This window comes from Streptomyces luteolus, assembly GCF_029968015.1.
Taxonomy (GTDB): Bacteria; Actinomycetota; Actinomycetes; order Streptomycetales; family Streptomycetaceae; genus Streptomyces; species Streptomyces luteolus.
Map to the genome: position 1 here is coordinate 38,920 of NZ_JASCIS010000006.1, position 13,421 is coordinate 52,340.

12 protein-coding genes are annotated in these 13,421 nt (G+C 73.5%); 5 read left to right on the forward strand and 7 right to left on the reverse strand.

Annotation, left to right across the window (positions count from 1 at the left end; genetic code table 11):
• Window positions 1–5: 5 nt before the first annotated feature.
• Genes QIT00_RS07560 through QIT00_RS07570 form a run of 3 tightly spaced genes read right to left on the reverse strand, consistent with a single transcriptional unit; the run spans window position 6 to window position 3,819 of the window.
• A complete protein-coding gene (locus tag QIT00_RS07560) occupies window positions 6–1,742 on the reverse strand; it encodes an L-aspartate oxidase (RefSeq protein WP_282534340.1) in 1,737 nt (578 codons plus the stop codon).
• Window positions 1,739–2,866, reverse strand: a complete 1,128-nt coding sequence (gene panC, locus QIT00_RS07565) for a pantoate--beta-alanine ligase (RefSeq protein WP_408909735.1) — start codon at window positions 2,864–2,866, stop codon at window positions 1,739–1,741. Before panC ends, QIT00_RS07560 begins: the two co-directional genes overlap by 4 nt.
• Window positions 2,863–3,819, reverse strand: a complete 957-nt coding sequence (locus QIT00_RS07570; protein ID WP_282534341.1) for a Rossmann-like and DUF2520 domain-containing protein — start codon at window positions 3,817–3,819, stop codon at window positions 2,863–2,865. Before QIT00_RS07570 ends, panC begins: the two co-directional genes overlap by 4 nt.
• 208 nt (window positions 3,820–4,027) lie before the next feature.
• On the opposite strand from QIT00_RS07570, the gene QIT00_RS07575 reads away from it, so the two are divergent.
• Window positions 4,028–5,281 carry a threonine aldolase family protein gene (locus QIT00_RS07575; RefSeq protein WP_282534342.1) on the forward strand — a complete coding sequence of 418 codons (1,254 nt, stop codon included), beginning with the start codon at window positions 4,028–4,030 and terminating at the stop codon, window positions 5,279–5,281.
• Between the two features lie 43 nt (window positions 5,282–5,324).
• Here QIT00_RS07575 and QIT00_RS07580 read toward each other — a convergent pair whose 3' ends face one another.
• Window positions 5,325–5,537: a hypothetical protein gene (locus QIT00_RS07580; protein ID WP_282534343.1), complete on the reverse strand. Its 213-nt coding sequence runs from the start codon at window positions 5,535–5,537 to the stop codon at window positions 5,325–5,327.
• Between the two features lie 179 nt (window positions 5,538–5,716).
• On the opposite strand from QIT00_RS07580, the gene QIT00_RS07585 reads away from it, so the two are divergent.
• On the forward strand, window positions 5,717–6,823 hold the full coding sequence (locus QIT00_RS07585; RefSeq protein ID WP_282534344.1) for a DUF5937 family protein: 1,107 nt from the start codon (window positions 5,717–5,719) through the stop codon (window positions 6,821–6,823).
• 186 nt (window positions 6,824–7,009) lie between these two features.
• Here QIT00_RS07585 and QIT00_RS07590 read toward each other — a convergent pair whose 3' ends face one another.
• Together QIT00_RS07590 and QIT00_RS07595 are read right to left on the reverse strand one after the other, a co-directional pair.
• Window positions 7,010–7,675 (reverse strand): response regulator transcription factor, encoded by a 666-nt coding sequence (locus QIT00_RS07590; RefSeq protein WP_282534345.1) that lies wholly within the window; start codon window positions 7,673–7,675, stop codon window positions 7,010–7,012.
• Window positions 7,676–7,726: 51 nt separating this feature from the next.
• A complete protein-coding gene (locus QIT00_RS07595) occupies window positions 7,727–8,929 on the reverse strand; it encodes a sensor histidine kinase (protein WP_282534346.1) in 1,203 nt (400 codons plus the stop codon).
• 137 nt (window positions 8,930–9,066) lie between these two features.
• Between QIT00_RS07595 and QIT00_RS07600 the strand changes: the two genes are divergently transcribed.
• Window positions 9,067–10,116, forward strand: a complete 1,050-nt coding sequence (locus QIT00_RS07600; RefSeq protein ID WP_282534347.1) for an SAM-dependent methyltransferase — start codon at window positions 9,067–9,069, stop codon at window positions 10,114–10,116.
• Here the strand turns inward: QIT00_RS07600 and QIT00_RS07605 are convergent.
• Window positions 10,081–11,241, reverse strand: a complete 1,161-nt coding sequence (locus tag QIT00_RS07605) for an NADH-quinone oxidoreductase subunit D (RefSeq protein WP_282534348.1) — start codon at window positions 11,239–11,241, stop codon at window positions 10,081–10,083. The genes QIT00_RS07600 and QIT00_RS07605 overlap by 36 nt on opposite strands.
• Before the next feature lie 170 nt (window positions 11,242–11,411).
• Here QIT00_RS07605 and QIT00_RS07610 point away from each other — a divergent pair, with 170 nt between their 5' ends.
• Both QIT00_RS07610 and QIT00_RS07615 read left to right on the forward strand, forming a co-directional pair.
• On the forward strand, window positions 11,412–11,957 hold the full coding sequence (locus tag QIT00_RS07610; protein ID WP_282534349.1) for a PH domain-containing protein: 546 nt from the start codon (window positions 11,412–11,414) through the stop codon (window positions 11,955–11,957).
• A 29-nt stretch (window positions 11,958–11,986) separates the two neighbouring features.
• Complete coding sequence (locus QIT00_RS07615; protein WP_408909736.1) at window positions 11,987–13,366, forward strand: PH domain-containing protein; 1,380 nt, start codon at window positions 11,987–11,989, stop codon at window positions 13,364–13,366.
• Window positions 13,367–13,421 lie beyond the last annotated feature (55 nt).

A 13,421-nucleotide genomic window follows, 5' to 3' on the forward strand; every position in this document is an offset into this window, starting at 1 on the left:
GTCGGTCACTGCTCCTGGGGAGGGGTCGGCTGCGGCCGGGTCGGGTACGGCCCGGTCGGCGGGAAGTCCGCGGTCTCGGTTCGGTGCACCGCGAGGGTGCGGTCGGGGCGCAGGCGTACGACGAGGTGGCGGCGCCAGTCGGTGTCGTCGCGGTCGGCGTGGTCCTCGCGCCAGTGGCAGCCGCGGGTCTCCTCGCGGCGCAGGGCCGCGGCGACGAGCACGCGCGCGACGCACAGGAGGTTGGTGGCCTCCCAGCTGTCGGTGCCGGGCTCGGCGGTCTTGCCGTGCTCGGCGAGCGCGTCCCGGGCGGCCGCGTGGACCGCGTCGAGCTGCTCGGCCGCCGCCTTGAGGGAGTCGGCGGAGCGCAGCACTCCGGCCCCACGGGTCATGATCCGCTGGATGGTGAGACCCGCCTCGGACGGCAGCAGCGGGTGCGCGGGCGGCTCGGCCTGCGGCAGGGGCGCGGGGACGCGGCTCGCGGGGGTGTCGCGGCCGATGTCGGCGGCGATGCGCTCGGCGTAGACCAGGCCCTCCAGAAGGGAGTTGGAGGCCAGCCGGTTGGCGCCGTGCACGCCGGTGCAGGCGACCTCGCCGCAGGCGTACAGGCCCGGGACCGTCGTACGGCCGTGCCGGTCGGTGCGGACGCCGCCGGAGGCGTAGTGCGCGGCGGGGGCGACCGGGATGGGCTGGGTGACCGGGTCGATGCCGTGGGCGCGGCAGGCGGCGAGGATCGTCGGGAAGCGGCTCGCCCACATGTCGGCGCCGAAGTGCCTGGCGTCCAAGTACATGTGCTCGGCGCCCAGTTCCTGCATGCGGCGCGTGATGCCCTTCGCCACGATGTCCCGCGGCGCCAGCTCGGCCAGTTCGTGCTGTCCGACCATGAAGCGCACGCCGTCCGCGTCCACGAGGTGGGCGCCCTCGCCCCGCACCGCCTCGGAGACCAGGGGCTGCTGGCCCTCCGCGTCCGGGCCGAGGAACAGCACCGTGGGGTGGAACTGGACGAATTCCAGGTCGCTGACCTCGGCGCCCGCGCGCAGCGCCAGGGCCACGCCGTCCCCGGTCGACACCGGGGGGTTGGTCGTCGCCGAGAAGACCTGGCCCATGCCGCCGGTCGCGAGGACCACCGCGCGCGCGTGCACCGCGCCCACGCCGTCGTGCTGGCCCTCGCCCATGACGTGCAGGGTGACGCCGGCCGCGTGGCCGTCGGCGTCCGTCAACAGGTCCAGTACCAGGGCGTTCTCGATGGTTTCGATGCCCCGCGCGCGTACCGCCTCGACCAGGGCGCGGGAGATCTCCGCGCCGGTGGCGTCGCCGCCCGCGTGCGCGATGCGGCGGCGGTGGTGGCCGCCCTCGCGCGTGAGGGCGATCGCGCCGCCGTCCGCCTTGTCGAAGTCGGCACCGGTCTCGATCAACCGCCGCACCGCGTCCGGGCCTTCGGTCACCAGCGTGCGTACGGCCTGCTCGTCGCAGAGGCCCGCGCCCGCCACCAGAGTGTCGTCCAGGTGCTGTTCGGGGCTGTCGCCCTCGCCGAGCGCCGCCGCGATGCCGCCCTGGGCCCAGCGCGTGGAGCCGTCGTCCAGGCGGGCCTTGGTGACGACGACGGTACGCAGACCGCTCGCCGCGCAGCGCAGGGCGGCCGTCAGGCCTGCCACGCCGGAGCCGACCACGATCACGTCGGCCGCGCGGGCCCAGCCGGGGGCCGGCGCGTGCAGCCGTATGCCGGTGGTTTCGGGGGCGGTCATACGGCGGCTCCGGGGGCCTCGTCGGTTCCTGCGGGGGCGGGCGAAGGGGTGTCCCGGGGGCTTTCCTCGGGCGTTTCCTCGGGGGTTTCGTCGGGAGTTTCCTCGGGGGCGAATGTCAGAGGCAGGTTGTCGATCAGGCGGGTCGTGCCCACCCGCGCGGCGACCGCGAGGACGGCTTCGCCGGTGAATCCGTCCGGCACCTCGGTGAAGTCGGACGGATCGACGAGCGCCAGATAGTCCAGGACCAGCGGGGGCCGCAGCCGCGCCGCGTCGTCGAGCACCGCGCGGGCGGCGGTGCGCACGGCGCTCGGGCGGCGGAGCGCGGCCTGGGACACGGCGTGCGCGTCGGCGGCTGCGCGGGCCTCACCGAGCGCGGTCAGGGCGTCGGCACGCGCGCGTGAGGCGGGGGCCGCCTGGGCGCGCGCGGAGAGTGCCTGCTGCGCGGCGAGCCGCTCCCGGCCCGCGAACAGGGCCGTGGACAGGGCGAGTGCCGTGCGCCGCTCGCCCGCCGCGAGATAGCGGTTGCGGCTGGACAGGGCGAGTCCGTCCGGCTCGCGCACCGTCGGTACGCCGACGATCTCGACCGGGAAGTTCAGGTCCCGCACCATGCGCCGGATCAGGGCGAGTTGCTGGGCGTCCTTCTCGCCGTACAGCGCGAGGTCGGGCGCCGTGAGGTGCAGGAGTTTGGCGACGACGGTGAGCATGCCGTCGAAGTGGCCGGGGCGCGCGGCGCCTTCGAGGCGCTCCCCCATCGGCCCCGCGCTGATCCGCACCTGCGGTTCGCCGCCCGGGTAGACCTCGTCCACGCCAGGGGCGAACACCACGTCCGCGCCTGCCTGTTCGGCCACCTTGAGGTCGGCTTCGAGGGTGCGCGGGTAGCGGTCGAGGTCTTCGCCGGCGCCGAACTGGAGGGGGTTCACGAAGACCGTGACGACGACCTGGCCGTGCGGGCCCGCCAGGTCGCGCGCGCGGTGCACGAGCGTGGCGTGGCCCTCGTGCAGGGCGCCCATGGTCATGACGACGGCGCGGGCGCCCTCGTGGGTGAGCGCGCGGAGTTCGGCCGCGGTGTGCAGGAGCCGCGTCGGCCGTGGCTGTCGTCGCGTCTGCCTCGGCTGCTGTGTCACTGGGGGTCCCCGTCCGTGCCGGTCGTCGGGCCCGGGGCCGGGCCGGTCTCGCCGGCGAGCACGCCCAGGAGCTCCTCGGCGAGCTCCGGCTTGAGCAGGCCGTGGGCCAGGGCGCGGTCGGCGGTGGCGCGGGCCATCGCCAGGTACCCGGCGACGGCGCCGGGGGCGTGCTTGCGGAGCTCGGCGACATGCGCCGCGACCGTGCCCGCGTCACCGCGCGCCACCGGGCCCGTGAGCGCCGCGTCCCCGGACCGCAGGGCGTTGTCGAGGGCCGCGCCGAGCAGCGGGCCGAGCATGCGGTCAGGTGCGCCGACGCCCGCCTGGCGCAGCAGCTCCATGGCCTCGGCGACCAGGGTGACCAGGTGGTTCGCCCCGAGCGCGAGCGCCGCGTGGTAGAGCGGGCGGGCCGACTCCTCGATCCACTCGGGCTCGCCGCCCATCTCGATGACCAGGGCCTCGGCGGCGAGACGCAGCTCCTCGGGCGCCGTCACCCCGAACGAGCACCCGGCGAGCCGCTGCACGTCCACGGGGGTGCCGGTGAACGTCATGGCGGGGTGCAGGGCGAGCGGCAGGCCGCCGGCGCGGAGCGCGGGTTCGAGCACGCCCACGCCGTACCGCCCCGAGGTGTGCACGATCAGCTGGCCGGGGCGGACGGCGCCGGTCTCGGCGAGCCCCTCGACCAGGCCCGGCAGGGCGTCGTCGGGAACGGTGAGCAGGACCAGCTCGGAGCGGGCGAGCACGTCGGCGGGCGGGACGACCGGCACGTCGGGGAGGAGCGCCGCGGCCCGGCGCACCGAGGCGTCGGAGACCCCGGACACGGCCACCGGGCGGTGTCCGGCGAGCTGCAGCGAGGCCGCGAGGGCGGGTCCTACGCGGCCGGCTCCGACCACGCCGACCGCCAGCCGGGCCGGTCGATCCGCTGGATTCTGGGGTTCCGCATGCGGTGTGTTCACTCGACGAGCGCCTTCCGTTCCAGTCCGCTCGGGGTACCGGACGATTTCTCGTCATGCTAACGCGAGGGGGTTTCCGCGGTCGCCGGCTGTCCACAGGCTGTGCGGTTAGTACGACTGGTGCGGCGGGTGTTGTCCACAGGGCGACGGTTGTCCACAGGGTGTGGGAAATCCGCATGCCCGTACGAGACGGGTGCGCGACGATCTGTGGATGAGCGACAGCGGGCGGGACCACACGGACGAGCCGGACGGGCCGGACGGGCCGGACGGGCCGAACCAGCAGGAAGAGCCGGACGAGCAGGGTAAACCGGACGAGCAGGATGAACCGGACGACCACGGCCGCGCGCAGAGTGCGCGGGAGCGGTTGCGTACCGCCCTGCGCGGCGCCCGGCGGACACTCGCGCGCCCCGCGATCGACGCGACGGTCGGCGAGCGGCTGACCAGGCTCGCGGCGGACGCGGGCGAGGTGTACGACCTCGGCGAACCGGCCGACATGTACGGGAACGGGGTCGTCGCCGAGCTCGAAGTCCGGGTCGCCGAGCTGCTCGGCGCGGAGGAAGCCGCGTTCTTCCCGACCGGCACCATGGCCCAGCAGGTGGCGCTGCGCTGCTGGGCGGGCCGCACCGGCAACGCCACGGTGGCCCTGCACCCGCTGTCCCACCCCGAGCAGCACGAACGAGGGGCGTTCCCCGTCGTCAGCGGTCTGCGCACGGTGCATCCGACGAGCGAGCCGCGCCTGCCGACCGCCGAGGAAGTGCGGGACCTCGACGAGCCGTTCGGGGCGCTGATGCTCGAACTGCCCTTGAGGGAAGCGGGTTTCGCGCTGCCCTCCTGGGAGGAGCTGGTCGAGGTCGTCGAGGCGGCGCGTGAACGGGACGCCGTCGTGCACTTCGACGGGGCACGGCTGTGGGAGTGCACGACGCACTTCGGCCGCCCCTTGGAGGAGATCGCGCAGCTCGCGGACAGCGTGTACGTGTCGTTCTACAAGTCGCTCGGCGGGCTCGGCGGCGCCGCCCTCGTCGGCCCGGGCTCCTTCGTGGCGGAGGCCCGCGCCTGGCGCCACCGCTACGGCGGCCAGGTGTTCCAGCAGTTCCCCACGGCCCTGTCCGCGCTGCTCGGCCTGACCCGCGAACTGCCGCACCTGCCCTCGTACGTCGCGCACGCGCGCGTGGTGGCGGACGCGCTGCGCGCCGGATTCGTGGAGGCGGGGGTGCCGTGGTTCCGGGTGCACCCCGAGGTGCCGCACACGCACCAGTTCCAGGTCTGGCTGCCGTACGCCCCGGACGTGCTGACCAACGCGGCCGCCGAGCAGGCCGAGGAGACGGGGAACGCGCTGTTCCGCCCATGGTTCCGGGAAGGCCCGCCCGGACTCGCCGTGACCGAGGTGACGGTGGCGGGCCCGGGCCTGGAGTGGACGGCGGAGGACGTACGGAAAGGGGTACGGGATTTCGTACGGCGGCTCTGAAAAGGCGCGCCCTTACGGGAGTATGGCGCGCCCTTACGGGAGTTCAGTGCGCCGCCCTGCGGAGGCCCGCCAGGCGGGACAGGGCCAGGCGCAGGCGCCCGCGGGCCGGGCGCTCGCGCACCACGGCCTCGAAGCGGCGGTGGTCGCGCAGTTCGCGCACCACGCGCCAGTCGTCGCGGCCGGGGGCCGGCGGCTGCGGAGTGCCGCGCTGGGCGGCGCGGTAGGAGTCGAGCAGGTACTGCTGGGTGACGCTCATGGCAGGTCGCCTCTCGGAGTGCTGCACACAGATTTCGGGTGGAGGAGAGGGCCCCGCGGAAAGCCCGGATCTCGTCGACAGCTCCACAGTGCGGAGGCCGCGGCGGGCCTGTCGCGTCGATTGACGGGAGTCGTCAATCGACCCGGGCGTTGTCAGAGCCGCCGTGCACCATGGAGGGCATGAGCGTGACCATCGACATCAGCGGCCTCCCGCCGGAGCGGATCTCCGTCGTGCCGTCTCCCCTCGCGGAGCTCGGCATGGCGCTGCACGCACTGAGCGAACCGGGCCACCACCCGGGCCTGCAGGGCTGGGTCACTGCCGTCTCAGCAGGCCTTGACGCGTGTCTCGCCGACCGGCTGTGCGAGGCGGACTTCCTGTGGCGTACGACGTTCTCGGACGTCTTCGCCCCCTTCGCCGGGATACCGGGCGGCAGGTCGATGCCGGGCGGGACGCTCGCCGCCGAGCTGGACCTGCTCGACACGTTGAGCAACGAGACGTTCGTCGACGTCGCCCTGGAGTTCACCTGCCAGCTGACGTACGACACGGTGGCGCCGGACCCGTTGAACGACGCTGCGGTGCGCAAGCGGGCACTCGATCTCGCGGCGACGCGCGGCGTGCACCAAGTGCGTTTCACCAAGCGCCTGTTGGACGACCCACCACAGATCCGGACCTGGTTCCGGCAGTTGATGGAGGACTGCGAGGAGGCGTTCTTCGCGGACATCTGGGGACGACTTGAGCACCAGCTGGCGGCCGACGCCCGGCACAAGACGGAGCTGCTGCGCCACAAGGGCCTCAAGGAGACGTTGAGCGCGGTGTCGGCGGCTGTCTCGCTGGACGAGCGGGCCGAGCGCATCACCGTGGACAAGCTGTCCGAGGGGCGTACGGCGACGGGGGACGGCGGCCTGGTCCTGGTGCCCACCAGCCTGGGCTGGCCGCACCTGTTCGTGCTGCACCGGTACGGGTGGCAACCCGCCATCACGTACCCCGTGGGCGCCCCGCGCCCCACCACGCCGGCCTCCGTCGAGGAGCTGACGCGCCGCATGGAGGCACTGGCCCACCCGGTGCGGATGCGGCTCTGCCGTCACCTGGCGCGTGGCGCGTACACGACCAGCGAGCTGGTGGACGCGCACGGCATGACGGCGCCGGAGATCTCCCGGCACCTCACCGTCCTGAAGAAGGCCGGGCTCCTCACGGCGCGGCGCCGGGGCCGCTACGTCCTGCATCAGCTGGACCTGACGGCGGTCGCGCGGCTTGGCAGTGACTTCATCGAGGGGGTGCTGCGGTAGGGGGCCGCGCTTGTTCCCGGCACGTTTTCGCACCGTCGGCTCGGGTGCCGTCTGTCGCGCTCCGCGCTCGTCCTCAAGCGCCGGACTGGCTAAGATTCTCCCCTCCCCGCCCCTTCCCGAAAGACCTGCGGTCGGCCTCGGGGCTCCGCCCCGGACCCCGCTCCTCAAACGCCGGAGGGGCTGAAGTTATCCCCCGGCCCGCACCAGCCCCGTCTCGTACGCGAGGACCACGACCTGGACGCGGTCGCGGAGGGCGAGTTTGGTGAGGATGCGGCCCACGTGGGTCTTCACCGTGGCCTCGGAGAGGACCAGGCGGGCGGCGATCTCGCCGTTCGACAGGCCCTGGGCGACCAGGACCATCACCTCGCGCTCGCGGTCGGTGAGCCGCTCCAGCTCCTTGTGCTGCGGTTCCCCGCCGGTCTGCGGCAGCATCGGCGCGAACCGGTCGAGCAGGCGGCGGGTCGTCGAGGGCGCGACGACCGCGTCGCCGCTGTGCACGGAGCGGATGGCGCCGAGGAGTTCGCCGGGCGGCACATCCTTGAGCATGAAGCCGGAGGCGCCCGCCTTCAGCCCGGAGAAGGCGTACTCGTCCAGGTCGAACGTGGTCAGGATCAGCACCTTCGGCGGGTTCGCCGCCGAGCAGATGCGCGCCGTGGCCTCCACACCGTCGAGGCGCGGCATCCGTACGTCCATGAGCACCACGTCGACCGCCGTCGAGCGCAGCACCTCCAGGGCCTCGGCGCCGTCACCGGCCTCCGCGACGACCTCCATGTCCGGCTGGGCGGCGAGCACCATGCGGAACCCGGTGCGCAGCAGCACCTGGTCGTCGACGAGCATCACGCGGATCGGCATTTCCGGTTCCCTCCAAGGGCACGGCGAGTGGCTGACAGGTGTCAGCGGGCGTCAATGGGCGGGTTTGAGCGGCAGCAGGGCACTGATCCGGAACCCGCCGCCGGGCCGCGGCCCCGCGTCCAGGGTGCCGCCGACCATACCGACGCGCTCCCGCATTCCGATGAGTCCGTGGCCGCGGCCGTCCGCGCCCCCGTCCTCGTACAGCTCGTGCGGGGCGCCCTTGCCGTCGTCCTCGACGAGCAGGCCGAGCCCGTCGTCGAAGTAGACGATCCGGACGCTGGCCCCGGCGTTGTCGCCGCCGTGCTTGCGCGTGTTGGTGAGCGCCTCCTGCACGATGCGGTACGCGGTCAGCTCGACGCCGCTGGGCAGGGGGCGCGGGGTGCCCTCGATCTTGAAGTCGACGGTGACGCCGGAGCCGCGGACCTGCTCCACCAGCTCGTCGATCTGCTGGACGTCGGGCTGCGGGACGTACTCGCCGCTCTCCCGCTGCTCCCCGGTGCGCAGCACGCCGAGCAGCCGGCGCATCTCGGCGAGCGCCTGCCGGCCCGTGCCGGAGATCGTCTCCAGGGCCTTCCTGGCCTGGTCGGGCGCGGTGTCCATGACGTACGCGGCGCCGTCCGCCTGCACCACCATCACCGAGACGTTGTGCGCGACCACGTCGTGCAGCTCGCGGGCGATCCGGGCGCGCTCGGCCGCGACGGCGACCTTGGCCTGCGCCTCGCGCTCCTGCTCAAGGCGGGTCGCGCGCTCCTCGAGCTGGGCGAAGTACGCGCGGCGGGTGCGGATCGAGTCGCCGAGGGTCCAGGCGAGCGCGAACGGCACCATCGTGAAGCCCGCGATGAGGATGTTGCCCCCGACGCCGCTGTACTCGTTCGGCCAGGCGATCTGCGAGATCGGCGCCGCGCAGAGCCCGCCGACGAGCGCGAACCGCCGCGCCCAGTCGGCCCCTTCGGCCGCCACGGTGTAGATCAGCACCAGCATCGCGAAGTCCGCGGGCAGCACACTCACGTCGGTGACCAGCTGGACGACGCCGACCCCGGCCGTGAGCAGCAGCATCTTCTCCGGCCACTTGCGGCGCAGCGCCACGGCGAGGCTCAGCAGGAGGGAGACCGCCACGGCGGGTACCTCCGGAACGCGCCCCTGACTGTTGCCCTGCGACGCAAGGCCCACGAACGCCACCATCAGGAGCACGACAGCCCAGAAGGTGTCGACGCCCGTGGGGTGTCTGCGGAGGAATTCATAGAGGCGCTGCACATAACCCAGCGTAGGTACGCGCCACTCGTGCGGGGGTCAACCGCAGGTTCGATCCCGTACGACACCTCGTACTCCCCAAGGTGGAGGCGCATAGCCTGGACGCCTCGGCGGGAGACGTCTGCAGGACGGGGTGCGGTGTGGCGGATGGACAAGGTGGGGTCGCCGGTACGGGTGCGTCGTGGCCGCGCGGCTGGCGCGAGGCCGCCGAGGACGCGCTGTACGGGCGGCCGGACGGCTTCTATCTGCGGCCCGAGGGGCCCGCGGGCCACTTCCGTACGTCCGTGCACGCCTCGCCGCTCTTCGCCGAGGCCGTGGCGCGGCTGCTGTGCCGGGTCGACGCCGCGCTCGGCGGCCCGGCGGAGCTGGCGTTCGTCGACGTCGGCGCCGGGCGGGGCGAGCTGGCGGCCGGGGTCCTTGGCGCGCTGCCCGCGGAGGTGGCGGCGCGCGTGCGGGCGTACGCGGTGGAGCGCGCGCCCCGCCCGGAGGGCCTCGACGACCTGCGCATCGTGTGGACGGCCCAAGTGCCGCACGGCGTCAGCGGGTTGCTGTTCGCCAACGAGTGGCTGGACAACGTGCCCGTGGACGTCGTCGAGGTCGACGCGGACGGGGTGCCGCGCCTGGTGCTCGTCGACGCGGACGGCACCGAGACCCCCGGCCCGGAGCCGTCCGGCGCGGACGCGGAGTGGCTGGCACGCTGGTGGCCGCTCAAGCCATCGGAACCCGGGCTGCGCGCTGAACTCGGCGGTCCGCGCGACGCGGCCTGGGCGGCGGCCGTCGGCTCTCTGGAGCGGGGCCTCGCGGTGGCCGTCGACTACCACCACACGCGCGGGAAGCGGCCCGAGTTCGGCACGCTGAGCGGGTTCCGCGACGGCCGCGAGTGCCGGCCCGTGCCCGACGGCTCCTGCGACCTGACCGCCCACGTGGCGCTCGACGCCTGCGCGCTGCCCGGCGCGAAGCTGACCGACCAGCGCACCGCGCTCACCGCACTCGGCGTCTCGGGCGCCCGGCCCCCGCTGTCCCTGGCGAGCACCGACCCGACCGCGTACATCCGTGCCCTCACGCACGCGGGCGAGGCCGCCGAGCTCAGCGCGCAGGGCGGGCTCGGCGACTTCGGCTGGCTGCTCCAGGCCGTGGACGTACCCCTGCGGGCGCTACTTGTCGATGTCGCCGACGACGAAGAACAGTGACCCCAGAATCGCCACCATGTCGGCGACGAGCGTCCCGGGCAGCAGCTCGGTGATCGCCTGGATGTTGTTGAACGAGGCGGAGCGCAGCTTCAGGCGGTACGGGGTCTTCTCGCCCTTGGACACCAGGTAGTAGCCGTTGATGCCGAGCGGGTTCTCCGTCCAGGCGTACGTGTGCCCCTCGGGCGCCTTGAGGACCTTCGGCAGGCGCTGGTTGATGGGGCCCGGCTCAAGCTCCGCGATCCGGTCGAGGCAGGCGTCGGCGAGGTCGAGGGCGACGTGCGTCTGCTCCAGGAGGACTTCGAAGCGGGCCAGGCAGTCGCCCTCCTGCCGCGTCACCACCTTCAGCTCGCGCTGCAGCTCCCCGTACGCCAGATACGGCTCGTCCCTGCGCAGGTCGAAGTCGACACCGGAGGCGCGGGCGATCGGTCCGCTCACCCCGTACGAGTGCACCGCCTCGGGGGTGAGGACACCGACGCCGCGCGTGCGGCCGCGGAAGATCTCGTTGCCGAGGACCAGGCGGTCGTAGACGTCCATCCGCGAGCGGACCGAGGCAACCCCGTGGCGGGCGCGCGACGTCCAACCGAGCGGAAGGTCCTCCTTGAGGCCGCCGACGCGGTTGAACATGTAGTGCATCCGGCCGCCGGAGACCTCCTCCATGACGTGCTGGAGCTCCTCCCGCTCCCGGAAGGCATGGAAGACGGGGGTGATTCCACCCAGTTCGAGCGGGTACGAACCAAGGAACATCAGATGGTTGAGGACGCGGTTCAGCTCCGCGAGCAGCGTGCGCGTCCACACCGCGCGTTCGGGCACCTCCATGCCGAGCATCCGCTCGACGGCGAGGACCACGCCCAGCTCGTTCGAGAAGGCGGAGAGCCAGTCGTGGCGGTTGGCCAGCATCACGATCTGCCGGTAGTCCCGCGCCTCGAAGAGCTTCTCGGCGCCGCGGTGCATATAGCCGATCACCGGCTCGGCGTGCTGGATGCGCTCGCCGTCGAGCACCAGGCGCAGGCGCAGGACGCCGTGGGTGGACGGGTGCTGGGGGCCGATGTTGAGCACCATGTCGGTGCTCTCCGCGGCTCCGCCGACACCGACAGTCCTGATCTGCGGATCCGTCTTCGGGCTCATGGCACACAGTCTCTCGTACGGGACCGACATCGATCGAGACGGGGACCGGTGCGCGCGCGACGGACAGGTAGGAAACAGGTGCGACGGACAGGCAGGCAACAGGCGCGACGGACAGGCAGGCAACGGGCAGGGATGAGGGGAGCTTCGATGAGCTCGGGACGGAGACCGGCATGACGCAGCAGCCCGGCGACAGGTACGGGACGGAGGGGAGCGCGGCGGCCGCCGACGCGCCCCCGGGAGAGACGGCGAGCCCCGAGCCCGTCTGGCGGAGCCTGCCGCGGTCCATGCTCACGCTGCGCCGCCTCCTCCTCGTGGTGTGGATGGTGCCGCTGGCCGTGGCCGCCGGGCTGCTCCTCGGACTGCTCGCGGGCCCGGCCTGGGCGGCCTTCGCCGCGCTGCCGCTCGCGCTGCTGCTGTGGGGCTGGCCGCTGCTCGGCCGCAATTGGCGGTCCTGGCGGTACGCGGAGCGCGCCGACGACCTGCTCATCCAGCGCGGGGTGCTGTGGCGCGAGGAGACGATCGTCCCGTACGGCCGGATGCAGCTCGTCGAGGTCGAATCCGGGCCGCTGCAGCGGAAGTTCGGGCTGGCCAGCCTGCAGCTGCACACCGCCGCCGCCGCGACCGACGCGACCATCCCGGGACTCGACCCGCGCGAGGCCGAACGCCTCCGCGACCGGCTCACCGAGCTGGGCGAGGCACGATCGGCGGGCCTGTGAAGCCGATGGACGAGCCAGAGGTGGAGGCTATGGACGAGCCAGAGGTGGAGGCTATGGACGAGCCAGAGGTGGAGGCTCCCGGCGCTCCCGGCGCTCCCGGCGCTCCCGGCAGGGGCGTGCGGGAGCGGCGGCTGCACCCCGTCACGCCCTTGCGCCGCGCCTGGGCGCCCGTCGCGGTCGGGGCGGGCTGGGCGGTGCACGATCCGGACGGCGCGTACCGGCAGGTCACGGACCTGGCCCTGTGGACGCTGCTGCTCGCCGGAGGCGGACTGGTCGTCGCGGCGGCCCTGTACGGCTTCCTCAGCTGGTGGTTCACGCACTTCGCGGTGACCGACACGGAGCTGCGCATCCGCACCGGCCTGCTCTTCCGGCGCACCGCCCACATCCGCCTCGACCGGCTGCAGGCCGTCGACGTCAACCAGCCGCTGCTGGCCCGCGTCGCCGGCGTCGCCAAGCTGAAGATGGACGTCATCGGCACGGACTCCAAGGACGAGCTGGCCTACCTGAGCGAGAAGGACGCCGCCGCGCTGCGGGCCGAACTCCTCGCCCGCGCCGCCGGGTTCGCGCCCGAGACTGCCCAGGACGTCGGCGAGGCACCGGTCGCGAACCTCGTCCACGTACCGCCGAGACAGCTCGCCGTCTCCCTCCTCCTGACCGGCTCGACCTGGGTGCTGCTCGTCGCCGCGCTCGCCGTGCCGCCGGTGCTCTGGCTGACCACCCACAGCCCCGGCCTGGTGATCGGCACCGGTCTGCCGCTGCTCGGCGCGGCGGGCGCGAGCAGCGTGGGCAAGTTCGTGAAGGAGTACGACTGGCGGGTCGGCGAATCCCCGGACGGGCTGCGGCTCGACCACGGGCTGCTCGACAAGGAGCACGAGACCGTGCCGCCCGGCCGGGTCCAGACCGTACGGATCGTGGAGCCGCTGCTGTGGCGGCGGCGCGGCTGGGTGCGGGTGGAGCTGGACGTCGCCGGGTCGTCGAACAGCGTGCTCGTGCCGGTCGCGCCGCGCGAACTCGCCGTCGAAGTGATCGCCCGGATCCTGCCGGGGGTGACGGTGCCCGAGGCGGAGGCGCTGTCCCGGCCGCCCGAGCGCTCGAAGTGGTGCGTACCGGTGTGGTGGCGCGGCCACGGACTCGCGGTCACGGACGCGGTGTTCGCCACCCGGCACGGGCTCCTTGGACGCACGCTCGCCCTCGTCCCGCACGCGAAGGTGCAGAGCGTACGGCTCACCCAGGGGCCCTGGGAGCGCCGCAACGGTGTGGCCGACGTCCATGTGGAGACCGGCGCCAACACCACCGTCGCCGCCCGGCTCCGGGACGCGGCGGAGGCCGAACTCCTGCTCCAGGCCCAGGCGGACCGCTCGCGCACGGGGCGCAGGACGGCTCGGCCGGATCGGTGGATGGCGCAGTAGCCACTCGGAGATGCGAGCGGGGCCACGGTTCGCTGACCGTGGCCCCATTTGTTCG